Annotated in this window: 18 protein-coding genes; 11 read left to right on the forward strand and 7 right to left on the reverse strand. The window is 47.9% G+C overall.

Going from position 1 to position 25,306, the window contains the following annotated elements; genetic code table 11:
- Positions 1–196: 196 nt before the first annotated feature.
- On the reverse strand, positions 197–1,051 hold the full coding sequence (locus AC2T0J_RS21845) for a hypothetical protein (protein WP_489807832.1): 855 nt from the start codon (positions 1,049–1,051) through the stop codon (positions 197–199).
- 127 nt (positions 1,052–1,178) lie between these two features.
- On the reverse strand, positions 1,179–2,570 hold the full coding sequence (ffh, locus tag AC2T0J_RS21850) for a signal recognition particle protein (protein WP_489807833.1): 1,392 nt from the start codon (positions 2,568–2,570) through the stop codon (positions 1,179–1,181).
- A gap of 170 nt (positions 2,571–2,740) precedes the next feature.
- Between ffh and AC2T0J_RS21855 the strand changes: the two genes are divergently transcribed.
- Positions 2,741–3,535 (forward strand): cytochrome C assembly family protein, encoded by a 795-nt coding sequence (locus AC2T0J_RS21855; RefSeq protein WP_489807834.1) that lies wholly within the window; start codon positions 2,741–2,743, stop codon positions 3,533–3,535.
- An 82-nt stretch (positions 3,536–3,617) separates the two neighbouring features.
- On the forward strand, positions 3,618–4,910 hold the full coding sequence (locus AC2T0J_RS21860; protein ID WP_489807835.1) for an HlyC/CorC family transporter: 1,293 nt from the start codon (positions 3,618–3,620) through the stop codon (positions 4,908–4,910).
- On the opposite strand, the gene AC2T0J_RS21865 is transcribed toward AC2T0J_RS21860, so the two are convergent.
- Together AC2T0J_RS21865 and sixA are read right to left on the reverse strand one after the other, a co-directional pair.
- The gene (locus AC2T0J_RS21865; RefSeq protein ID WP_164464666.1) at positions 4,900–5,076 is read right to left on the reverse strand and encodes a hypothetical protein; all 177 of its coding nucleotides are present in this window, start codon (positions 5,074–5,076) and stop codon (positions 4,900–4,902) included. The genes AC2T0J_RS21860 and AC2T0J_RS21865 overlap by 11 nt on opposite strands.
- A 139-nt stretch (positions 5,077–5,215) precedes the next feature.
- A complete protein-coding gene (sixA, locus tag AC2T0J_RS21870) occupies positions 5,216–5,728 on the reverse strand; it encodes a phosphohistidine phosphatase SixA (RefSeq protein ID WP_489807836.1) in 513 nt (170 codons plus the stop codon).
- A 156-nt stretch (positions 5,729–5,884) separates the two neighbouring features.
- Between sixA and AC2T0J_RS21875 the strand changes: the two genes are divergently transcribed.
- From AC2T0J_RS21875 to AC2T0J_RS21885, 3 genes are all read left to right on the forward strand, one after another.
- A complete protein-coding gene (locus AC2T0J_RS21875) occupies positions 5,885–8,632 on the forward strand; it encodes an insulinase family protein (protein WP_489807837.1) in 2,748 nt (915 codons plus the stop codon).
- A gap of 223 nt (positions 8,633–8,855) precedes the next feature.
- Positions 8,856–13,325, forward strand: a complete 4,470-nt coding sequence (locus tag AC2T0J_RS21880; RefSeq protein ID WP_489807838.1) for an EAL domain-containing protein — start codon at positions 8,856–8,858, stop codon at positions 13,323–13,325.
- A 506-nt stretch (positions 13,326–13,831) separates the two neighbouring features.
- Positions 13,832–13,987 (forward strand): hypothetical protein, encoded by a 156-nt coding sequence (locus AC2T0J_RS21885; RefSeq protein WP_489807839.1) that lies wholly within the window; start codon positions 13,832–13,834, stop codon positions 13,985–13,987.
- A 55-nt stretch (positions 13,988–14,042) separates the two neighbouring features.
- Here AC2T0J_RS21885 and AC2T0J_RS21890 read toward each other — a convergent pair whose 3' ends face one another.
- The 3 genes from AC2T0J_RS21890 to fadI all read right to left on the reverse strand — a co-directional run bounded on the left by AC2T0J_RS21890 (position 14,043) and on the right by fadI (position 17,846).
- Positions 14,043–14,240, reverse strand: coding sequence for a hypothetical protein (locus AC2T0J_RS21890; RefSeq protein WP_489807840.1), 198 nt, complete (start codon positions 14,238–14,240; stop codon positions 14,043–14,045).
- A 166-nt stretch (positions 14,241–14,406) separates the two neighbouring features.
- Positions 14,407–16,536 carry a fatty acid oxidation complex subunit alpha FadJ gene (fadJ, locus tag AC2T0J_RS21895; RefSeq protein ID WP_489807841.1) on the reverse strand — a complete coding sequence of 710 codons (2,130 nt, stop codon included), beginning with the start codon at positions 16,534–16,536 and terminating at the stop codon, positions 14,407–14,409.
- A complete protein-coding gene (gene fadI, locus AC2T0J_RS21900) occupies positions 16,536–17,846 on the reverse strand; it encodes an acetyl-CoA C-acyltransferase FadI (protein WP_489807842.1) in 1,311 nt (436 codons plus the stop codon). Before fadI ends, fadJ begins: the two co-directional genes overlap by 1 nt.
- Positions 17,847–18,187: 341 nt before the next feature.
- Between fadI and AC2T0J_RS21905 the strand changes: the two genes are divergently transcribed.
- The 6 genes from AC2T0J_RS21905 to AC2T0J_RS21930 are packed head-to-tail and all read left to right on the forward strand — an operon-like array spanning position 18,188 to position 25,184.
- Entirely contained in the window at positions 18,188–19,144 is a 957-nt protein-coding gene (locus tag AC2T0J_RS21905) for an AAA family ATPase (protein ID WP_489807843.1), read from the forward strand.
- On the forward strand, positions 19,145–20,110 hold the full coding sequence (locus AC2T0J_RS21910; protein ID WP_489810385.1) for a DUF58 domain-containing protein: 966 nt from the start codon (positions 19,145–19,147) through the stop codon (positions 20,108–20,110).
- The gene (locus tag AC2T0J_RS21915) at positions 20,098–20,601 is read left to right on the forward strand and encodes a DUF4381 domain-containing protein (protein WP_489807844.1); all 504 of its coding nucleotides are present in this window, start codon (positions 20,098–20,100) and stop codon (positions 20,599–20,601) included. Before AC2T0J_RS21910 ends, AC2T0J_RS21915 begins: the two co-directional genes overlap by 13 nt.
- Positions 20,594–21,607 carry a vWA domain-containing protein gene (locus tag AC2T0J_RS21920; protein ID WP_489807845.1) on the forward strand — a complete coding sequence of 338 codons (1,014 nt, stop codon included), beginning with the start codon at positions 20,594–20,596 and terminating at the stop codon, positions 21,605–21,607. The genes AC2T0J_RS21915 and AC2T0J_RS21920 overlap by 8 nt, the downstream gene beginning before the upstream one ends.
- Positions 21,604–23,511: a VWA domain-containing protein gene (locus AC2T0J_RS21925; RefSeq protein ID WP_489807846.1), complete on the forward strand. Its 1,908-nt coding sequence runs from the start codon at positions 21,604–21,606 to the stop codon at positions 23,509–23,511. Before AC2T0J_RS21920 ends, AC2T0J_RS21925 begins: the two co-directional genes overlap by 4 nt.
- On the forward strand, positions 23,511–25,184 hold the full coding sequence (locus AC2T0J_RS21930) for a BatD family protein (protein ID WP_489807847.1): 1,674 nt from the start codon (positions 23,511–23,513) through the stop codon (positions 25,182–25,184). The genes AC2T0J_RS21925 and AC2T0J_RS21930 overlap by 1 nt, the downstream gene beginning before the upstream one ends.
- Positions 25,185–25,306: the final 122 nt, after the last annotated feature.

Genomic DNA, 25,306 nt, shown 5'->3' on the forward strand with positions numbered 1-25,306 from the left:
ATCTTCGCCGTGTTCGTCTGATTAATTAAATGAAGATCCGCTGCCAGCGCTGGTTGTAGCTGGCTTATCTGCACGGCGAAATTAACGCGTCAGTTTATTATGAAATCGTGCTGTTGCACAGGTTTGAAGGGGCCAGTTTTAACCTCTGGTGGAAAAATCGCACTAATCGTATATTAAATAAACAAGTCATCGCGATTTAAGGATTTTCAGGAAGCGTATTCAGCCAAAATGTCTGATTTTCCCTGTAATCTGGATCAGCAATAACGTCATCAAGCACAGAGTCGATAGTTTTTATCGCACGCTTACCCCAAACATTGTTGGTGCAGCCAATGGCGCCATAAACGGGCTGGTCACCGTACTCCGTAGTAGGCAGGTAGGTGAGCGACTGGTTGTTTTCTCTTATAGCGAAATAGCGCAGTATACCGGGATAATCCAGTGTGTAATGGATCCTTTCTAAATCAATTTGCTGCAGTAAGCGCAAAGGCCCTAATACACCTGGCAGGGCTAGCACATTTTTGGCCCCCTCATAGTCATCGATGGCTGTTTGTAACACATCCGGGAAACGTCGTGCACCGGCAAAACCGAATATCAGCGAATCGTTACCGAGCAATTCAGTGAGTGATAGGGTCGGCGGATTATTCGGGAACAATTCTGACATCAGCTCTTTCCGCAGAATAATACCCAGAGGCGGGTAAACGGTGGTTTTTTTGCTATACACAAAACGGTCGGTATCCTGGCGCTTAATCATGCAGGGAAAACAAAACTTCTCGGTGCTCCCGGTTAATCTGTTAATTCTTGACTGCGGGTATATATCGATTGTGGTAATTAGCGGTGTCAGCTTGTCATTTATTTTATCAACCAGCACATCACAAATACCATAGCCGGTATGCTGTCCTTCCAGAATATGAAAAGGCGGTGACGGGTTTTTTATCCAACGTATCTCTGCCTCGGGCTTCGCAACCGATACCTCTGTGGCCAATGCGGCTATACCAGAGTACATACCCAACCAAAATGCTGTGATCAGTAACACGCCACCGTGAGATCTTTCCATGTAACGATCAACTACCTGATTTTAATCAACTGAGATTTCAAGTATAGCCGCATTACATCGTTTTAGTATGCAGTGCCAGATACTAAAACGCCGAACAGACTCATCAGACTGTTCGGCGTTGGCGACATTACCGAGGAGGGAACATTCCGCCCATACCACCCGGACCGCCACCACCTGGCGGCATCATGCCTTTCATCTGACGCATCATTTTCTTCATGCCGCCGCCAGACATTTTTTTCATCATTTTTTGCATTTGCGTAAACTGCTTGAGCAACCGGTTTACGTCCTGAATTTGGGTACCGGAACCCGCCGCAATACGACGCTTACGTGACCCTTTAATCATATCTGGCTTTTCACGTTCACCCGGTGTCATGGAATTGATAATCGCTTCCATCTGCACAAACTGCTTATCGTTAGCCTGATCTTTGATTTTGGCGCTCATGTTACCCATGCCAGGTAGCTTATCAAGCATCCCCATCATACCGCCCATGTTACGCATTTGTTCGAGCTGCTCTTTAAAGTCCTGCAGGTCAAAGCCCTTTCCTTTTTGCACTTTCTTGGCAAGTTTCTGGGCCTTGTCTTTGTCGACTTTGCGCTCTACCTCTTCGATAAGGCTTAGCACATCACCCATGCCCAGAATACGTGAGGCAATCCGTTCCGGATGGAAAGGCTCAAGGGCATCGAGTTTCTCGCCCATACCGAGAAATTTAATCGGCTTACCAGTAATCTTACGTACCGACAGGGCAGCACCACCACGGGCATCACCGTCGGCTTTAGTCAGAATCACGCCGGTTAGTGGCAGAGCTTCATTAAAGGCTTTCGCCGTGTTCGCCGCATCCTGACCGGTCATGGCATCTACCACAAACAGTGTTTCCACCGGCTTAACCGCAGCATGAAGGCCTTTAATTTCGTCCATCATGTCGTTATCGACATGCAAACGACCGGCGGTATCCACTAACAGTACATCAAAGAACTGTTTGCGCGCGTCATCAATAGCGTCATTAACAATATCGATAGGCTTTTGCAAAATGGTGGACGGGAAAAACGTGACGCCCACTTCTTCAGCCAGGGTCTCGAGCTGCTTAATGGCAGCCGGACGGTAAACGTCGGCACTAACCACCATGACCTTTTTCTTCTCACGCTCGGTGAGATACTTTGCCAGTTTACCCACAGAGGTAGTTTTACCCGCCCCTTGTAAACCGGCCATCAGTACCACTGCCGGCGGTTGTGTTGCCAGGTTCAGCTTTTCGTTCGCTTCCCCCATTACCGCTTCCAGTTCGGACTGAACTATTTTAATGAAAACCTGACCCGGTTTAAGGCTTTTGGTGACCTCGGTGCCGACAGCTCGGGCTTTCACCTGACTAACGAATTCCTTAACAACCGGTAAGGCTACGTCTGCCTCAAGCAGTGCCATACGCACTTCTCGCAACGTATCTTTGATGTTGTCTTCGGTCAGACGGCCGCGCCCGCTGACATTGCGAAGTGTCTGGCCGAGGCGTTCGGAGAGATTCTCAAACATAAATCAATAACCTGAAACAAAAAGTAATCGCTGAAGTATACCGAAATTTACGCTGTTTACGTAGGGGGGATTAACGATTTATCGCAATCAGGCAGACATCTGGTTGAATTCTTTGTTATTCTCACGTATCTATACGGACTTATTTATCATCAACGGGTTATCTACAACGAATGGCTACCTTGTTTGCGCTGCTGGCAGTTGCTGCCTATTTGTTTTCAGCGGTTTCGGTGACGGGGCGATTTTTCCATAATCAGGGACCCAACCGCATGCTGTCGCTGAGTATTGCGGCACTGGCAGTGGTGTTTCACTCATTTTATCTGGGCGATGCCATTCTGGCCGCCCAGGCCGGGCAAAATATGAGTATTACTAATGTACTCTCACTGGTCGCCTGGCTGATTACATTATCAATGCTGGTTAGCAGCAGCCTGTTGCCCAATACCATTTTACTCCCCGTCGTATTCAGCTTTTCCGCTTTTACCATTCTGGCGTCAATGTTTGTGCCGGTCAGCCATATTATGCACATCGACATGCGCCCGGGACTGGTCATTCATATTACTTTGTCACTGTTTGCCTATGGCGCACTGGTGATTGGCTTTTTATATGCGTTGCAAATGTCATATATAACTCATCAGCTAAAGCATAAAGGCGCAGGATTATTACATTCTTCCCTGCCGCCACTCATGCTGGTTGAGTCTATTTTGTTTAAGCTAATATTGTTGGGCACCATTTTACTTGTAATTGCCCAGTTAAGTGGCTTTATCTTCCTCGATAACATGTTTAGTCGCGGATACATTCATAAAACGGTATTATCGATTGCCGGTTTGATTGTTTTTATTGTGCTGCTGGTTGGCCAGAAATTATGGGGCTGGCGGGGAAAACAAGTCATATCACTGACCGTAGTTGGCGTAATTCTGCTCTCTCTGGCTTATTTCGGCAGCCGGTTTGTCAGCGAAATACTCTTATAGTCGCATTCACCGAATAAACACTTGAAACCACGTAGCTGACTGTCTACATTGGTGGTTCTAATTAGTACAAGGGATTCCTTAGTTGGACGACATATCTACCAGTGCACTGCTGATTGCACTGGGCATTTTGATTGCACTTTCAGCCTATTTTTCCAGTTCGGAAACTGGAATGATGTCTATCAACCGTTACCGCTTAAAGCACCTTCAGAGCGAAGGACACCGCGGGGCTAACCGGGTCCAGAAACTCCTCGATCGTCCGGACCGTTTGATTGGTTTGATCCTTATTGGAAATAACCTGGTCAACATTGCCGCCTCAGCCATCGCTACCATTATTTGTACCCGCTGGTTTGGCGAATACTGGGCAGTGTTTGCCACCACTATTGGCCTGACTATCATTCTGCTGATTTTTGCTGAAGTTACCCCCAAAACCCTGGCCGCCCTGTATCCGGAAAAAATTGCGTTTCCCAGTTCGCTGATCCTGTCTCCGTTGCTGAAAGTCCTTTACCCTTTCGTTGCTTTTATTAACGGCATCACCAACGGCATTCTGGCGATTATGCGTATCAGGCCTCATGATGGTGCTGGTGACTCTCTCAGCCGGGAAGAGCTTCGCACCGTGGTTTATGAAGCCGGCACCATGATCCCTAAAAAGCACCAGGATATGCTGGTAAGCATTCTGGATTTAGAAAATGTTACTGCGGAAGACATTATGGTACCGCGCAGTGATATTGTGGCGATCGATATTAATGACGACTGGAAAATTATCCAGAAACAGCTCACTACGTCACAACATACTCGCGTATTGTTGTATCGCGACAGTATTGATGACGCTGTTGGCTTTGTACATGTGCGCGATGCGCTGCGCTTATTGTCCAAGGATCAATTTACCAAGGCGTCCTTGCTACGCGCAGTAAGAGAAATCTATTTTGCGCCCGAATCAATTCCACTGCATACCCTGATGTATCAGTTCCAGGCAGAGAAAGAACGGATTGCTCTGGTAGTTGATGAATACGGCGATATTCAGGGTCTGGTAACGCTGGAAGACATTCTGGAAGAAATTATTGGTGACTTCACCACCACTAACCTGCCCGATCACAGTAAGGAAGTTTCCATTCAACAAGACGGTAGCGTATTGGTGGATGGCAGTGCCAATATCCGCGAGTTAAATAAAGAGATGGACTGGAACTTTCCTACCGAGGGCCCGAAAACCCTTAACGGTTTAATTCTGGAGTACCTGGAAGAAATCCCGGAGAATAATGTCAGCCTGCGGTTAGCAGGTTATCCAATTGAAATTATTGACATTAATGAAAATATGATTAAAACCGTGCGGGTGATGCCTGAGTATTATCGGGAAAACTCACCTACCCCTAACGAGTAATTTTCCGCTTGGCCAGGGCTTTCGCTTTGGCCGCAGCCACCTTGGCCGACAAATCACTTAACTTGCCCATTAATTGCGTCAGCTCTTCGTCTTCGTGCAGGTCTGCCTCCTCAACATGACGCTGAAGCGATTTACGCAACTGTTCAGGGATCGACTGACCGGACATACTCTCTCAAATAATAGATTCACTACAGGTTCTATATCGGAAAGCGGCGAGATTTCTAAAGCAGAAAATTTGTCGGAATAAACAGAAATTCGAGGCAATGAAGGTTTGAAATAAAGCCGGTTTAGTGCGGCTCTGCCAATTACAATCCCTGAAAATGCTGAAGTAAAACACCTTTACTTCGGCTTAATGAATATCGCACCACCGCAACTGAGCCCGTAGCAAACAATGACATCTTGGGCACATCGCAGATTTCATCGAGAAAAAACGACACAAATGGCATATGACTCACCAGCAAGAGCGGCTGCCCAGCGTTGTTTTTCATGCTCTGACGAGCCAGTACGTCGATATAATCATGAACCAGTTTTACATTACCATCAGGCGTAATGTCGGCGCAGATCTCAAACTGACTGGCATGCAAAGTACTGGCAACCAGCTGATAGGACTGACGGGTACGGGTATATGGACTGACCAGTGCTATTGCAATCTGGCTGTCGAGACAATAGCTGTCTGCCAACCAATGGCTGGAAGCCCCAACTTCCGCGTTACCCACGGCAGTCAGGCGCCGACTTTTGTCATCGGTAAGGAGTCCCTCGGCCTCACCATGGCGCATGATAAAAACTAAAATGTCGTCTTTGCTACTTTGACCTGACATAACATTGCTAATATGATGAGAAATAACAAGTGTACGATAACAAAGGTCGCGCCCCTCGCCTAGTACTATCGCGTTGACTTAGACTAAGGTTGGATAACTCAGTCCGTGAGCCGGGCGTGAAGTATAATAATAAGCGAATAAGCGAATACATATACATTGAATATTTCCCAGGACTTAAACAGTACTGAATCACTTGTTCTCGAAAATGGACTCCGGGTACTCGTTATTCATAAACCTGAAGTGGACACCTGCTGCGTGTCGGTTAGCTGTAAGGCTGGCCACTTCTTTGACCCTGCTGATTGCCCCGGTCTTGCGCATCTGCTGGAACATATGTTGTTTATGGGCAACGACCTAACCCCCGAACCAAATGGGATTAATGACCTGATAGAACAGGCTGGCGGGTCTGTAAACGCGTGGACCGGTACCGAATTTGCCAATTATCATTTTCAGGCTCATGCCCAGGCGCTGCCACGTTTACTGTCGGCTTTTGCTGCGATGTTAGGCGCACCACACTTTAAACAGGCGCGCATAGCGGCTGAAATTCAGTCCATCGATGCTGAGTATCAGTACAAGCGTAAGGACGACTTACGACGGCTCTATCAAATCCATAAGGAAACGGCTAACCCGGAGCATCCTTTCGCTAAGTTTTCGGTTGGCAATGAACTGATATTTAATCAGTTCCCGGTGTCTACGCTGCAGGAAATGCTCAGCAATTTCCATGAGCAGTACTATTGCGCGAAAAACCTTACCTTATGTATCTATTCGCCTTTTAGCGCCAAACAGCTGACACCCTGGATTGAGGGCTCATTTGGTCTGCTTGCCGCAGGAAACGCCGCGGAACTCGAATTACCGCCACTGTATAGAGCCGGGCAACTAGGCATTAAAATTAATATTGAGCCGTTGCAGGCCGCAAGACGCCTGATCATAACCTTTGCTCTGCCGGCCTTACAGCTCGATATCAGCAGCAAGCCACTGGATTTTATCAGCCATGTGCTGGGAGATGAGGCATCAGGCAGTCTGTTTGCCTACCTGAAAGCCAAAGGCTGGGCCAGTAACCTGATTGCCGGCTCCGGTATCGAAGGACAGAATTTCAAAGATTTTAATATTAACCTGCAACTTACCGAAAGCGGGCTCAAGCACCAAAACGACATCATCAACGCTGTCTTCTACGTTATCGAATTACTGAAAGAAGCAGCTGAAGAGGATTGGCGTCTACAGGAAAAAGCAAAGCTGAATCAATTAGCCAGGCAATATGATGATTCACATAAGCCCATGCAGGCTATTAGTGAACTGGCTGAACTACATCAGTATTTTAGCTGGGACAACATCGCCAAAGCCTGTATATCCGAAACCTTAACTCAACACAGTTTGTGTGAAGCTCTGGCTTATTTTACGCCGACAAATATGCGGGTAAAAGTAATAGCTCAGGGCGTACCTACCGAAAAAAGGTGCGCCTATTACGATGCTGCTTATGCTATTGTGCCTTACACAAAACAGCAACTGGCAGCGTGGCAGACGCCCACAGCGGTGCAAGCCATATTTATGTCGCCCCCTAACCCTTTTATCGGTGACAGCTATAGCTTGTGTAAAAACGAAGCAAAATTTACACTGCCACAACAGATAGTAAGCAATAAAGGGGTTGATTTCTGGTTCTGTCAGGATCACATCTTCCATGTCCCCAAAGGCGATATTTTTGTTTCTTTTGACATCCCGTCGCTGGCCCAAAATATTCATCAGGTAGCGGCTAAACGGTTATGGCTGGCAGCCCTCAATGATTTTCTGCAAGGCCGGTTTTATCGGGCAGAAATTGCCGGATTGCATTATCGTATATACGGCCATCAGGGTGGGTTTAGTATTCACACCAGAGGGTTCAGTGCCCAGCAGGGACAATTGCTGAATCATCTTATTGATGCCATCAAAGGGTTTACACCGGACCCTCAAACCTTTAAACAGGTACAGTTGCTGCAGTGTCAAAGCTTGCACAACACACTGCTAAACAAACCGATTAACCGCTTATTCTCGCGTTTAAGTGTATTAATCCAAAAGAACACACACGCGCCGATAGAAATGCTGGACGCTGTGCAGCATTGCCAGTTTGATGATATTCAACGACTGCGAGACAGAGCGTTTGATTATTATCATGTTGACGGGCTGATTCACGGCAACTGGTCGTCTGGCGCTGCCCAGCGCATTGTTGACAGCGTGCTGGCACAAGCAGGATCAGCCAAAGCGCCGCCTCTGCCCCGTCCGGTAGCCAAGTTACCGATAGGTAAAACCTTGTATCATAAAGTGGCTTGCGAGCACGATGATGCCGCGGTTGTTTTATATTTACAGGCGCCCAGCAATGATATCCAGGATGTAGCCATGTGTATGGTACTGGAACAGATGTTGGCAGGCTCCTTCTTTACAACCCTGCGCACAGAGAAGCAACTCGGCTATCTAGTGGGTACCGGTTACGTTCCGCATAATCAGCATCCGGGCATCGCTTTTTATATTCAAAGCCCTAATAATACGCCCCAGGTATTACTCGATCACATCTCCACGTTTTTACAGCAGCAAACCAGCGAAAGAGCGTTTTACGAAGGGTACTGGCCACACATCCAGCGCAACCTGTTAAAGCAGTTACAGGATGTTGATATTAACCAGTCCATGCGCTCACAAAATATCTGGCAAAGTCTGGGCGCTGGCGACCCGCAATTAAATACCAACCAACGCCTTGCACAGGCTATCGAATCCATGCGCTTCAGCGACATTGAACGCTATGCCACAGACATGAATCTGAACCAGACTTTTGGACAACTGGTATTATTTGCCCCAGGAAAATTTAAAACCATTAACGTGGCAAATGACGCCTTTATTCCGAATATCGCAGATTTTAAATCTAAAGTTGAATTTTACCTCTGAGCAATAATCACCCGCTATTCTCCTGCTGTCATCACTGTTTGCCCAAGAAATACGCAGGCAGTGGTGGCAATCAAAAAAAACCTTGTAGAGACGCTGTTTATTGGGCATATTGGGTAGCGAATAGTAGGGAAGCTAGACACGATAAGAAGTACAAAAAAGATAAGGCAGTCAATGCCAAAGGTGTATGGTGCGCTCAACCCAAAGAACGACTTTTGCACTGATAATGTCAGTGCTATTCCTATTTACCCGTGCAGTGTTTGCTGCTACGGTGCTTACTGATATCAAATTCGCTGAGTACACCAGAGAAGACGGCCTTCCTGAAGGCACAATCATGTCTGTAATAGAAGATTCCCACGGCTACATCTGGGTAGGTTCTATGGAAGGTGTTTTTCGCTACGACGGCTACCATTTTAAAGCGTACAAACACACACCCAAAAATCCAAATTCGATCCCTTCTGGGCCTGCCAGGACAATGTTTGTATCAGAACAAAAAGAGTTGTGGATAGGGACCTTTGGCGGGCTCGCCAAATACCGGCCTGAAACTGATGATTTTCAAGTTTACGACAGTAATAATTCAGTGCTTCGTAATAATGAAATCAGGTCAATAGATGAAAACGTTTCAGCAGACATTCTGGTTGCGGATGTTTCAAACATTTATTCTGTTGACCAAAAGTCCGGGACACTATCACTTCTTGACGAACGCATAGACTTCCCTGATGAGATCTATGAAATTCGCAACGAACCCACCCGTATTTGGATAGGCACCTTTGAATCAGGCGCTTACATTTATGACAAGAAGCGTCGCCAGCTTTTTTCATTAAAGTCAGTAAACCCCTGGGGGATAAATCTGCCTGCCAATGCAGTATACGACATTAAGGTAATCGATGGCCTTTATTGGTTGGCAACTAATACGGGCATTGCTGTACTAAACAATAATGGCGAGATAGTAAAGCGAATCAATAAAGCAAACTTTCCAAATCTGAACAATGAAAATGTCCGCTCAATTACTGAAGTATCAGAGGGAGTAATTTGGTTTGGCACAGAGGATGGCCTGGCGGTCTATAACCGGGTCAAAGACAAATTGATAGTAATTGGTGCCGAGATGAAAAATATCACTTATCTCGACAACCAGTTCATTCCTCACATCTATAAGGACTCGTCATCTTCAATATGGGTAGCCACCCTTGAAGGCCTTTACCGTTACTCCGCTGGCTCCAACCTGCTTCGGCTTTATCCGGTTATCTTTTCAGATGAAAAAAATGGGTCACCGCGGATTTGGGGAGTAAAAGAAGACAGTAAGGGTAATTTGTGGATTGCAACACAAAGTGCCGGTTTGCATCGCCTTAACTTTAATGATGAAAGTCAGGCATCATTTTTAACCGGTAGGGCTACACAGCTGTGGAATCTGGCAATAGATGAATACGATCAGATCTGGCTCGCGACTTCCAACGGAATAGAGCTTTACAAGTACACAGAACATAATCTCGAAAGAATAAACACTTTTTTAGTCAATGAGTTTGTTGACGACGTTTACCATGGTGGAGGTAAAATTTGGGCATGGACTGAACTGGACGGACTTGTTTCTATAGAACCGGAAGATTCGGACTCAAAATCGCCCCCCAAATCTTATAAAGTGAAAACACATAATGCTTCACTCAGAGATACTATTGCATCCCCAATATACACGGATCTGGATGGGAACCTATGGTTAGCTGTTGATGGCCGAATTAACGTGTTTGATTTCAAAAAGAATAGTGTCAATAACGTTATCGACTTCAGTGCAAAAGGGACAAATCCATCACCCAAATTAAAATACGTTTATTTATGGGGAAACTATTATTGGGTAGTTTCCCATGCATCAGGTGTTTACCAACTGGACAAAAACACCCTTAGCGTAATCCGACATCATTCATTAAATATCGATGCGCCTATACTGGCGTCAGTCGGCCTAAAAGATGCTATTTGGGTAGCAACGGAATCGAATGAGATTAAACAGATCCTGCTACCCAATTTAGAAGTTGTTCTTACCCTTTCCAGTACTAAACTTGAATTAAATGATTATTCAGAAGGCGCTGTCACTAAAACCAAAGAAAATGCTTTAGTATTTGGCGGTGACCGCGGCTTTCACTACTTTCATCCTGAATTATTGACGTTCGATCATTTTACAGACACCCCATCGCAAAAGCCGCAGCTTGTATCCCTTAAACTGTTTGGTAAGGAACAGACTTTTGGACAAAAAGGCGCTGTTCTTGATAAACCCATAAACCTGAAAGACTCGCTAACATTATCGATAAGTGACTCCCGCTTTAGTATTGGTTTTGCGGTGCTCAATGCAGTATCACCATCTACGGTAAAATACCGTTACCGGTTAACTGGTTTAGATAAGAACTGGACAGAAGCTGGAAAAGAGAGGCAAGCCCCGTATAACAACTTGTCTTTTGGTGACTATACATTTGAGGTGCAAGCTCAGGAAGACGGTAAAGCCTGGTCACCTTCGCGAAAGCTGAACCTGACAATTTTACCGCCGCCATGGCTTCACCCTGCGGCTTTAATATTTTATGGCTTCTTTGCAGCCATTATTACTCTTTACGTTGTACGTCAGTATCATGTACGTCGCCGTCAACGCATTGCCGTATCAGAGTCGGAAGAGCGCTTAAAACTCACACTGTGGAGCAGTGGTGATGAATTATGGGACTGGGATGTTTACCGTGGTCAGGTTTACCGGTCAAATACCTGGGGTACACTTGATTTTCCCCAGGACGATATCCGCACTAGCAGCGCTTATGACGCAAATATCCACCCCCACGACCTTAAGCGCGTTCAGGATGCCCTGAAGGAGCACCTGGAAGGTAAAACTGACTTCTACGAAATAGCGTATCGTGCCAAAACCTTCACCAATACCTGGCGATGGATCCTGGATCGCGGCAAAGTTGTACAACGAGACCACAACAATGAGCCCATTCGGATGACGGGCACATTGAAAGATATTCAGCATCTGAAAGATGCTGAAGAGCAGCTCAACCTGTTTAAGCGCTCAATTGAAAACATTTCGGAAGGCGTGTTCATTACCGATACTAAGTTCCGCTTTATTTCGGTGAATAATGCCTATTGTACCTATACCGGTGAAACCCGGGATCAGGCGTTAGCGACCTACCTTTATTTCCATCAGTACCCGGAGGCCTTTACCGAAGAGATCAAGAAAACGCTGAGATCAAGAGGCAACTGGAGTGGCGAGGTGGAAAGTAGCCGGGTAAATGGTGAGCGCTATGAAATCGAACTGAATATCGATGCAGTGCATGACGACGACGGCCGTATCTCGCACTTTGTAGGCGTATTTTCAGACATCACCTCCCGTAAGAGTACAGAAAAAGAACTCTTGAAGCTGGCGAACTCCGATCCGCTCACCGAGTTACCTAACCGTTCGTTCTTCCAGGCCAGTCACAACAACCTGGTACGCCGAGCGACTCCCCATGCCCTGCTCTGCCTGGATATGGATAACTTCAAAAAAATTAACGACTCGCTGGGACACCAAACCGGCGATATATTGATTAAGCAAATTGCCAAACGTATCCAACGCATGGCCGACAGCAATTCTACTTGCTATCGACTGGGCGGTGACGAGTTTAGTATTCTGATGGAAGACTTCTCGGAGATACATACCATCACCCATTTTGCTCAAAGTATTTTAAACACGCTTTCACGACCTTTCATCATCAATAAACAAGAGTTTGTGCTGGGTGCCAGTATTGGTATTGCCTTGTTCCCTGAAGATGGCTCATCACCTCAGGAGCTGCTGAAAAACGCCGATACGGCCATGTATTTTGCCAAGAATAACGGCGGTAACAGTTACCAGTTCTTCAGTGGTGAGATGAACCAGAACGCCGTCAGGCAGTTACAGATAGAAAACCTGATTCGTCAGGGCATAAAAGACAATTTGTTTACCGTTTACTATCAACCGAAAGTAGATATCACCACGGGTAAACTGGTAAGCATGGAAGCGCTAGTGCGCTTTGAACATCCAAATAAGGGCATCGTAAGCCCAGGACAGTTTATTCCTCTAGCGGAGCAAACCGGGCAGATTATCGAAATTGGCGAACAGGTTTTACGCAAAGCCTGCGAAGATACTAAACGTTGGGTCAGCGAAGGCTTATTCAGTGGTCGTGTAGCGGTAAATATTTCCGCCAAGCAGTTTGAATTGCCAGATCTTGATGACCGCATTGAAAACGTGCTTCGTCAGGTCGGCCTGTCTCCCCTCCACCTGGAATGTGAGATCACCGAAGGTACCTTGATGGAAAATCCGGAAGAAGGCCTCAGAATGATGCAGCGGCTGCGTGATCGTGGTATCCACCTGGCACTGGATGACTTTGGTACCGGCTACTCTTCCTTGGCTTACCTGAAAAAATTCCCGCTCAATACCTTAAAAATTGATAAAGCTTTTATTGATGATATCGCCAACAGTAACGTTGATCGCCATATGGCTGCTGCAATTATTAATATTGCCCACAATCTGGGCCTGAAAGTAGTTGCAGAAGGGGTGGAATATGAAGAGCAATTGAACATTCTGCGCCGCTATGACTGCGAAATGCTGCAGGGCTACCTTTACAGTAAGCCACTCAATGCAGAACGCTTCGAGAAGCTACTTCGCGAAAACAGCTTACTGCATAAAATCATCAATAAGGTCTCTCCAACCTAACCCTGTGGTAGCTATTGCCACAGGTACTCAATTTCCATTGCCATTAATCTATCCTGTAAGCCACGCGTCCTAAATTAGGCCTGACAGAAATTACTGCTCACGCGTAAGTGCTTCACCACATTTAACGACTAAATGTCTGAAATCTTCTCTGTAAACTGCTATCTGCAGCAGCTCTTTGTTAAAACCCCTTATGTTATTAACAGGGTTACAATTATAAATATCTTTGTCACTTTTATTTAAACATGTGCCAAATAGTGCCATTTCATCACATAAAGGCAATTTTTTGACTCTTTTACCTTAAGTATTCTGATAAGCGGCAAATAAATGCATAGAACGGCAATAATTACCGATAACGGAAAGTTGACGCCGCGCCAAATAATTCCACAAACCTTTGTTTTTAAAGGATATTAAAAGTTGGCATAGGGTTCGCATTACTAAGAATGACAATGAGGATTGTCAATCAGTTTTGTTTGTTTTGTATATAAGAATATAACGAGGAAAGAAAGATGTTGAAAGCATATGCAGTAGCCCTAGTACTTTCTACAACCGCACCTGTAGCAGCCGATAAGCAAGAAGGCGCCAAGAAAGCTCCAGTACAGAAAAAAGAAGTCGCAACTGAAACGCAGTCTTACAGACCAAAAACCGGTAGTGTTCGCGTTTAAACTTCTACACAAATTCTCAAAAAGGAGCTCAGGCTCCTTTTTTTTATGCCTGCTGCTACGCCCGTAAATAGGTGTTATTAAAGCCGCAGTCCTTTCTCATCCGCACATGGCGGCTTATTGAAAACATCGGCCACACCAACGGGCCCATCAATAACCCTACTAACGCCCACTGCTTTGCCGATAATCCGGCTTTTGTCGCTTCGACAAAAAAGTAACAGCTACTGGCCAGACAAACTAAAATCACTGTCAACATATTGACACCCTTTTAATCTATAAGGTTTTTTGACTTGCTGGAAAAACGCTCAGCATTTTCAGCGGCCGCATAATACCTTTTTCTGGTAACAAAACCATCATTTATTTGGCTTATAATGAAAAAATCCGGCCTAGGCCGGATTTTTTAACATTTTTATTACAGTGGATTAATAAAAGGTAGTGTTTTCGGCTTTCATTGTTTCCAGTACTGCAGCAGGTTTAAACTTGGTGTCTACCTTGTCAGCATAATAATTCAGACGTTCTACCACTTTTGCAACGCCTAACTGGTCCATGTAACGGAAAGGTCCGCCGAGGAATGGCGGGAAACCAATTCCGAAGATAGCACCGATATCACCGTCCCTGGCACTACGGATGACCCCTTCATCCAGACAACGTGCGGCTTCATTGAGCATCATCAGCACGCAACGCTCTGAAATCTCTGATTCACTGCGGCTTTTAGACGGTGAAACACCGAGCAGCGGGTAAATACTTTCATCCACCGCTTTGCCTGGTTTTTTGCCGCTATAGTCGTAAAAGCCTTTTTTATTCTTCTTACCCTTACGATCGTCTGCCAACACCTTATCGAACGCTGATGGCGCGGTAAAACGCTCACCAAAGGCATCTATAAGGATAGGAATAATTTTGGTGCCTACGTCTATACCTACCTCGTCGAGCAGCTTCACCGGCCCTACCGGAAAACCAAAGTTAAGCAGCGCTTTATCAATGTGATAGATAGGCTCGCCAGCCAGAATCAGACTGGCAGCTTCATTCATGTAAGGCGCCAGGATTCGGTTGACATAAAACCCTGCCCCATCCTTCACTACTACCGGTGTTTTACCTTGTTTCTTGGCAAACTCTACGGTGGTAGAAATAGTCTGATCAGAGGTTTTGTCGTGGGCAATTACTTCGGCCAAAGGCATTTTATCCACCGGCGAGAAGTAATGCAGACCAATCACGTTTTCCGGGCGTGCCGCTTCAGCGGCTATTTCACCAATTGGAATAGATGACGTATTAGAGGCAAAAATGGTTTCGGCTTTACAAGCCTCCTCCACATCCGCCACCATTTTGCGCTTAAGGCTTACATCCTCAAACACTGCTTCAACGATAATATCCGCGTCCTGCAAGCCTGAATAATCCAGCGTACCGGTTAATAAGGCCATCTGTTTTTGCATCTCAGACTTACGCATAAAACGGCGTTTGACCTTTTTATTCAGCAGGTCATAGCTGTACTTCATAGCATTGGCGATACCGGCCGACTGAATATCTTTAATACGCACCGGAACGCCTGCTTTAGTGGCAGTTACATATGCTATACCGCCGCCCATTAAGCCGCCGCCAAGCACACCCACCTTATTCACTTTCTCTGGCGGGACATCAGCAACACCGGACTCCTTTTTCATCGCTGTGGTAGCAAAGAAAATTTGTCGTAGCTGTTTTGATTCAGGCGTCATCACTAATTGGCCAAACGCCTTAGCCTCTGCTTCCAGGCCAGCCTGCATACCTTTGTTTATGCCGGTTGCTACCACATCGAGTATTTGTTGTGGTGCCGGGTAATTGCCACGGGTCTTGGCCTGGGTTTGCTCTGCTGCCTTTTTAAATACAATATTGCGACCTGGCGCAGTGCCCTCAAGAAATTTATTTACCAGCCCTTTAGGTTCGGCCTTGCGAGAAGGTTTCGACTTGGCGGCAAATTGAGAGGCTACATCCACGAGCACAGAGCGTGGTACCACGTCATCCACAATGCCGTATTTTTTGGCTTGCTTCGCCCGTACTGAAGCGCCCGTCAGCATCATTTTAATGGCTTGCTGAATGCCAGCCAGTTTCGGTAAGCGTTGCGTGCCACCGCTGCCAGGCAACAGGCCGAGTTGCACTTCTGGCAAACCCAGTTGGGTGGCGGGGCTTTCTGTGCAAATACGGTAATGACATGCCATGGCAAGCTCCAGACCTCCGCCCAGGGCTGGTCCGTGAATAGCTGCTACAAAGGTCTGGCGCATCTTTTCAATACGGTTAAAGATATCCTGTCCGCCTTTGGCCAGCGCCATCGCTTCGTCTGTGGTGGTACAGGCATCCAACATGGTGATATCGGCACCGGCAACGAAGGAGCTATCCTTGCCGCTTACCAACACGACCCCTTTAATGCTGCTGTCATTTTCAATGTCATCCAGCAGGACGGTCATTTCATCGCCAAAGGCTGCCTTCAGAGTGTTCATCGACTCACCTGGTACATCCATAGTTAAAATGGCGATACCGTTATCCTGCTTAGTCAGCGTAAATGCGCTTTGAGTTTGTTCTGTCATTATGCTGTCTCCACAATCATCGCTGCACCCAATCCACCTGCCGCACAAGCGGTTACCAGGCCGGTTCCACCGCCACGGCGGTTCAGTTCGTTAAGCATTTGGGTGATCATTCGGGTGCCGGTGGCCGCAAACGGGTGACCATACGCAATAGAGCTCCCCATGACATTAAACTTGTCCATATCAATTTCGCCGGTCGCTTTACTGCGGCCCAGTTTTTCCTGGGCAAATTTGTCACTAGCGAACATTTTTATGTTGGCCAGCGTCTGAGCCGCAAAGGCTTCGTGCATTTCGATTAAGGTTAAATCGTTAAGCGTCATACCCGCTTTATCCAGCGCCATTGGCGTTGCATAAGAAGGCCCCATTAACATGTCTTCCCACACATCTATAGCTGCAAACGCATAACTCTTAATGTAACCCAGTGGGGTATAGCCCAGCGCTTTCGCTTTACTTTCTGTCATCATGAGTACAGCAGATGCCCCGTCCGTAAGCGGCGTGGCATTCGCTGCCGTAACTGAGCCATACTTCTTATCGAAGACCGGGCGCAGCTTTGCATAACCTTCGATTTTCGAGTCAAAACGAATGTTATTATCCTGCTCCAGCGCGCCTTTATAAGGCTCCGCATAGGCAGTCATTACTTCATTGGCTAACTTACCCGCATGCCAGCTTTCAGCAGCCAGGCTGTGCGAACGGTGCGCCAACTCATCCTGAGCCTGACGAGTAATGCCATGGCTTTTAGCCATTTGTTCTGCCGTCTGCCCCATAGACAAACCCGTTGAATATTCAGCTACAGCGGGTGGTACCGGCAGCAGATCTTTTAAGCCCAGTTTTTTAAGCACGGCCCATTTTTGCCCCAGCGTTTTGGTTTTCTGCAAATCAACCAGCGCTCTGGCCAGCTTTTTCGATACACCTATAGGCGATACTGAGGTTGAGTCGGCCCCACCAGCCACACCCACTTCAATATTGCCCGCCATCATCGACTCGGCAATATTAACAGTGGATTGAAAGCTGGTCGCACAGGCTCGGGAAACACTGTAGGCATCGGTGTGCACGTTCATTCCAGTGCCCAGGACGATTTCACGGGCAATGTTAGGCGCTTCGGGCATTTGTACAACCTGACCATACACCAGTTGTTCAACCAGCTTAGGATCCACAGCATTGCGAACCAGTAGTTCGTTTACCACCATCTTGCCCAAATCAACGGCGGGCACGCCGTGAAAATAGCTAGCCATTTTTGCAAACGGCGTTCTTAGGCCGGCAACAATTGCGATCCTGTCGCCGTTGCGCGTTGTGACTGATTGTTGTTTAGCCATGCAATTCAACCTGTATTTGCGACCATTAAGTGGTCTGACCTGTAGTTAGTTGCCAGATTTTTACAAACTATTAAACAAATAGCAAATGTGCAGCGGAATATTTTGCAACATTTATTCACTTGAGGATGGACATCTCTTGAAACAAAATAAAGCGACCCTATTACAGATTGTTGATATAACAACAATTGGACACGCAAATATGGCTTTCTACCCATTTTGCGGGAACCTTTAAGACCTTTAAAAGTCATATCGGTTCAGTGCCGGTACCGGCCAACGGATATCGCGCAATTTTTACCCATTATTTTGCATTTTCAATAACATAAAAAAGGTAAGATTTTCCTATGGCAGCTGAGCAGTTCAGACAGTTACACGCATACCTCGACTCACAGATAATTGGTCAGTCTCAACTTACGCTCAACATGTTAATTGCATTACTTGCTGATGGTCACTTACTGGTTGAAGGGCCTCCGGGGCTGGCGAAAACCCGCGCCATCAATGCGTTGGCAAAAGGCATTGATGGTGACTTTCACCGCGTGCAGTTTACCCCCGACTTACTGCCTGCCGATCTCACTGGTACTGATATCTATCGCCCGGAGACCGGTGAATTTGTTTTTCAGCAAGGTCCGCTGTTCCATAACCTGGTGTTAGCGGATGAAATTAACCGGGCGCCTGCCAAAGTGCAGTCAGCACTGCTTGAAGCCATGGCAGAACATCAGATTACGGTAGGTAACAAAACCTATAAGCTGCCAGAGCTGTTTTTGGTCATGGCCACCCAAAACCCGCTTGAGCAGGAAGGTACTTATCCGTTACCTGAAGCGCAGCTAGACCGTTTTTTAATGCATCTGGAGATTGATTACCCGGATGCCGATACTGAACTGCAAATCTTGCAGCTCACCCGTAACGAGGAATTGAGTGCGCCGCAGGCAGTTCCACCCAGCCTCAGCCAGGCTGATATCTTTGCGGCCCGCAAAGCTGCACTGGGATTGCACATGGCCCCCGCCCTTGAAACCTATCTGGTGCAGCTGATTATGGCCACCCGTCGCCCGGAAAACTACGCGCCGGAGCTAGCCGAATGGATTGAGTTTGGTGCCAGCCCCCGTGCAACTATCGCTCTGGATCGTTGTGCCCGGGCGCATGCCTGGCTGGCCGGTCGTGACTTTGTTGGGCCGGATGATATCCAGGCGGTATTTCACAATGCGCTGCGCCATCGCATCATTTTGTCTTACCAGGCAGAAGCTGAAGGGGTCAACACGAATCAGGTACTGGATAAAATTCTCAATCTGGTGGCCGTGCCTTAAATCATGACTGCGCAATCCTATTTAGCACGATTGCAGTCGGATGGCATTCACTTAGGTGTCAAAGAGCTACTGCAATACCGACAGTTTGCCAATCTGTTGGACTTAACTCCGCGGCGCACGCCCCAGGCGCGCCTGGCGGGCAGTTACCTGACCAAACATAAAGGCAGAGGGATGGAGTTCGACGAAGCCAGGCATTACCAGCCCGGCGACGACATTCGCGCTATTGACTGGCGGGTTACAGCGCGCACCGGTAAAACCCATACCAAAGTTTATCGAGAAGAACGCGAGCGTCCGGTTTTCATTTTGTGCGACATGTCTTCTTCTATGCAGTTTGGTACTCAGTTATTGCTGAAGTCGGTTCAGGCCGCGCATTTAACGGCGCTAATTAGCTGGGCCGCTGCCCAACGTGGCGACAAAGTGGGCGCGCTGGTTTATTCCGATCATATGCATACCGAATGTAAACCGCTGAGTCGTAAACGTGCAGTGCTTGCTATCTGTCACGAACTCATGCGGTGTCAGAATGATGCCCGAAGTCAACAATCGGCTCAGCCCGACACTAATATGGAAAGCGCTCTGGCCCGCCTGCGTCGTCTGGCTAAACCGGGTAGCCTGGTTTATGTCATCAGTGACTTCCTGCAATTAGAAGAACGCGCTTTACAGCATTTAATGCAGATTAGCCGTCATTGTGAAGTCAGTGCGCTGGCCATTACCGATCCGCTGGAGCGCGAACTACCGGTAACGCACCGGTTACAACCAGTGAATGTCACCAACGGTGCTCAGCAACAAACCTGGCTGTTAGGCGATAGCACACTGGCCCGTCATTATTCATCCAGTCAGCAGGCTCGCTGGCAGGCGGTTGAATCGCACCTCAAGCAATGTAAAACCGCATTGAGTTTTATTGATGCCGGCCTGCCGCTTACTGAACAGTTTGAACGCTTACGGAGGTTGTCTCAGTGGACCCGTTAGCTCAGTTAAAAGATATTCATACACCACAAGGCGCAGACTGGTGGCCACTCGCCTGGGGATGGTGGGTAGCAGCACTGCTTGTGGTAGTACTGCTGTGTGGCCTGGTTTATAGGGTAATCCGTCACATCAGATTTAACCGTGCCCGCCGTGAGGCCATCGCGTTGCACAAAACTTTAAGTGTAGATGCCCACTACCCGGCTAAAGCCAATCAATTGCTCAAACGGGTTACGCTGCATTACTTTGATGCTGGTTATTGTGCCGCAGCGTATGGTAACGCCTGGCTACATTTGCTGTTGAGCTGTCTGGCCGACAAGCATCAGTCCAGAGCAAAAGCAGGGCTCAAAGGCCTGTGTCAAAGTTCTTATCAGCCCACTGCGCCAGAGGGTGAACAATTAAATGAAATGCACCAGGCTGTCAGCCTCTGGCTGCAACATGCCAGATTAAAACGGGCGCCTGAATCCCTTACCACGGCGGAGGTAAACCATGTTTGAGTTTGCCTGGTGGTGGATGCTCTGTATTTTACCCTTGCCGTGGATACTCCGGTTACTCAGCCGCAGAACCCAGAGTGCCGAAGTGGCATTGCGCGTGCCAACGCTGCTGAACAACTTACCAGAAACACAATCGTCGAAAGGCTCGAACCTGTGGCTACACCTGTTAGCAGCCGTTATCTGGATATGCCTGGTACTGGCGGCAGCTCGCCCGCAATGGCTTGGAGAACCGGTGAGTATTCCCAGTGAAGGCCGGGAAATGATGCTCGCGGTTGACCTTTCCGGCAGTATGAAAATTGAAGACATGCTGGTTAATGGCCGTCAGGTAAACCGGCTAACCATGATCAAATCAGTGTTACATGACTTTATCGAACGCCGGGTGGGTGACCGCCTCGGGTTGATACTGTTTGCAGATACAGCTTATTTGCAGGCACCACTGACTTACGATCGGGAAACCGTTGCGACCCTGCTCGACGAGTCGGTTATTGGCCTGGTTGGCGAACAAACCGCCATCGGCGATGCTATTGGCTTAGGGGTAAAACGTTTTGAACTCAAAACCGACTCTAACCGGGTACTGATATTACTCACCGACGGTCAAAACACCGCAGGCAATATCTCGCCGGAACAAGCCAAAGAGCTAGCCGTTGATGCCGGAGTGACTGTGTATACCATTGGTGTGGGTGCAGATGTCATGACGGTAAATAGCTTTTTCGGCAGTCGCCAGGTCAATCCCTCACAGGAGTTGGATGAGACTATGCTAACCGATATCGCCAAAGCAACCGGTGGCCAGTACTTCCGCGCCCGGGATGCCGCCGAGTTGGAACAAATCTATGCCATGCTCGATCAACTGCAACCTATCGCCGGTGATGAACGCAAGATGCGTCCACTTACAGCACTCTATTATTACCCGCTGGCGCTGGCACTTATAGTAAGTATATTGCCGGTTCTTGGCCTGCTGATTAATCTGCTCTGGCGCCGTCTTTTTGCAATGAGGATGTCAGCCGAATGATGTTACTGCCTGCTGATTTTCATTTTTTACGCCCTGAATGGTTTTATGCACTCATTCCCCTGCTGCTGGCTGTGTGGTTTGTTAAACGCTGGCGCGCCAAGGCAACGGGTTGGCAGGGCGTGATTGCCAGTCACCTGTACCAGCACTTAATTACCGGTAAACAACAATCTGTCACTTCCCTGTTTGTGCCGTTTCTGGCACTTACCTGGCTAATAGGCGTGATTGCCCTGGCCGGGCCTACCTGGGAGCGCATCCCGCAGCCGGTATATCAGGTGAAAACCGGTCATGTGCTGGTGCTGGATATGTCGCTTTCCATGCGTGCCACCGATATAGCGCCCGACCGACTGTCCCGCGCAAAATACAAAGCCATCGATCTGGTCAATTTAATTGACGAAGGCGACATGGGTCTGGTGGCTTACGCCGGCGATGCCTTTGTGATCAGCCCGCTCACCGAGGATGCTAATACTTTAAATGCGCTATTACCCGGTTTAAGCCCTGAAATTATGCCGGTTGCCGGCAGTGATCCGGTACAGGGATTACGTCTGGCTGAAACCCTGCTAACCAATGCAGGCTTCCAAAATGGCATACTGTACTGGATTACCGATGGTGTGGAAGTTTCACAAATGAAAGAACTAAGCGACTTTCTTTCTGAAACCCCGTTTAAGGTGAATATTCTGGGTGTGGGTACCGAACAAGGTGCGCCCATAAAACAGCTCAACGGTGAACTGTTAAAGCGCAATAATGGCTCGATTGTAATTCCAAAACTGAATGCCGGGGCGCTCCAGCAGCTTAGCCGGCAAGGTGGCGGCACTTTTGCCGAGCTTACCGCGAATGACGCCGATATTCGCCAGCTATCGGCAACGGGCCGTTTCGAAAATCGCGAAACGGAGGATAATGACAATAATAACCAAGGTGATGAATGGCGCGAGGCAGGCCCTTACTTATTGCTATTGTTATTGCCCATTGCCGCGTTTGCGTTTAAGCGTGGTTTACTATTTGCCTTTTTAGTTTCAGTAACGCTGACACTACCTGCGCCGCCGGCCAGCGCTCAGGAGCAGGAAAAACCGCAGGTAGAAGCACCCCAAAGTGATCTGTCTGGCCTGCCGTGGTGGCAGAAACCCTTCTTAAATGCCGATCAACAGGGTCTCGAAGCTTACAACGCGTCACAATATGACACGGCAAGCAGTCATTTTAAAGACCCGGCCTGGAAAGGCGCAGCCCAGTACCGTGAGGGAGACTATGCCGGGGCTGCCGAGACTTATGCTCAGCTTGATACAGCCGACGGTTATTACAATCAGGGGAATGCGCTGGCCAGGGCTGGTGAATTAGATGCTGCAATAGCCGCTTACGATAAAGCGCTGGAAAAACGCCCGACTTTCCCTGATGCCAAAGACAATAAAGCGTTGCTCGAAAAGCTTAAGGAACAACAGGATCAACAGCAGCAGAATCAGCAAAACCAACAGGACCAGAATCAACAGGATCAGTCACAGCAAGATCAGCAGCAGTCTGATCAACAGGACGGTGAATCCGGACAGGATCAGCAAAACCCTGAACAGCAAAATGGTCAGAATCAGCAGGACTCACAGCAAAACTCTCAACAAGAGCAGCAAAATGCTGATCAACAGTCTGAGCAGGAGCAACAGGAAAGCGAGCAACAAGACGATCAGGAAGCACAGTCCGAGGAACAACAACAGCAGCAAGGTGAGCAAAACGAACAACAGGCTCAGGCCCAACAAAGTCAACAGCAACAGAGCGAGCGGGATAAGGAAACGCAGCAGCGGCTGAACAATTTGTTGCGTCGGGTCCCTGATGATCCTGCTTTCTTACTTAAACGCAAAATGCAACTGGAAGCCCAGAAGCGGCAGTATCGCCGCCCACCAGATTCAAACCGGAGTGATTGGTAATGCTTAAACAACGCCATTGGTTTATATGGTTACTGTTACTGACTTTTACAGCCCACGCTGAAGTAACCAGCGTCACTGCGAACGTGGATAAAAACCCGGTGATGCTCGATGAGGCCATCACCTTAACCGTTACCGCCGAAGGCGATGCCGAAAGAGAAGCTTTCGACAGCTCGGTATTGCTCAGTGACTTTGTTGTGGGGCGCACTTCGGTAAGCTCACAAACATCAATTATCAACTTCGATACCCGGCGCACAACCACCTGGAGCACCACCTTGTTTCCGCGCAAGGTCGGGACGTTTACCATCCCCGCATTTACCATTGAAGGACAAAAAAGTACCCCGGTGGAGGTAAGGGTTATTCCGGTCCAGCAAGGCGACGATGCGCCTGCACGGGATTATTACGTTAGTACCGAAGTGAACAATAATTCGGTGTATTTGCAGCAGCAGTTGCGTTATACCGTAAAGCTTTATCTGTCTTCGCAGATTGAACGCGGCAGCTTGCAGGCCCCGGAACTCGAAAATGCGCAAATTCAACAGCTCGGTGATGACAAGCAATACACTGAGCTGGTGAATGGTCGTCGCTACCAGGTAGTGGAGCGTAACTTTGCCGTTTTACCCCAGCAATCCGGCACCTTTACCATTCGCGGCCCGGTATTTTCCGGCGAGGTAATTGCCCCTAGCACCAATCAGCGCTTTGGTTTTTTTAACCGCACACAAACCATCAACCGGGTAGGACCGGATGTGCAGGTAGAGGTCAAACCGATCCCCGCTGAAGTAGATTACCAATGGTTACCCAGCGACTTTGTGCAACTGGATGAAGAATGGCAAAACGATACCTTTACGGTGGGTGAACCTGTCACCCGCACGCTGACGCTCACCGCAGTAGGCGTTGTAGAAGAACAACTGCCGGAGATTGAGCAAATTTATCCGCCGGACTTTAAACTGTATCCGGACCAGGCCAATAGCGCATCGGCTGAAAAGGACAACCGTTTAATAGTGCAACGTACCGAATCGGTTGCCATGATCCCGACCAAAGCAGGCAGCTATATTATTCCGGAAGTCAGAGTGCCCTGGTTTAATGTATCTACCGGTAAAACCGAATACGCAAAACTGCCCAGTCGCACGGTGAACGTGATCGCTGCTGCCGGGCAATCCTCGCCTGTTGCTACACCGCCCCCAATGCAACCGGAACAGCCACAACAAATAGCCGAGGAATCTGAGCAGGCGTCAACTCAGCCTGCCACGGCTGAAGCAGCACAAAACGAATGGGATAACCTGCACACGATCATGCTGGCGCTTTGGCTCCTAACACTGATTGGCTGGCTGTTTACCTATGTTCAGCTTAAAAAACGTGGCCCGCGCAACCATTCACCCGCGCAAGCCGAGGCATTCGAGCCCACCGCATCGGCCAGCCAGTTGCAGCAAGTTGTTCGTCAGGGTGACATCCGTAAAATCCAACCAGCGCTTAACCAGTGGCTTAGTCAGTTCTCTGCGGCTAAACGCTGGCAAATAGAGCAACAGATAAAGCCAGAGGTTGACGCTATGATGGCAGCCGGCTATGCCCCTCAGCCTGGTCAGTGGGATCCTTCCACATTGCTTGATAAGCTGAAGAACCTGCCACACCAGCAAGCTACATCCGAACACGGATTATCCCCCCTCTACCCTACCAGTTAGTGGTGATTTGTTCGCTTGATTACGGACTTTGGATAAATGGATAAATAAAGGAGCGTTTTAGCTCCTTTGTTTTTTTTGAAAAATTTTATTCTTTTGTGAAATTAATTTATTTAATGTCAGGT

Source organism: Alteromonas sp. ISO5, assembly GCF_058105165.1.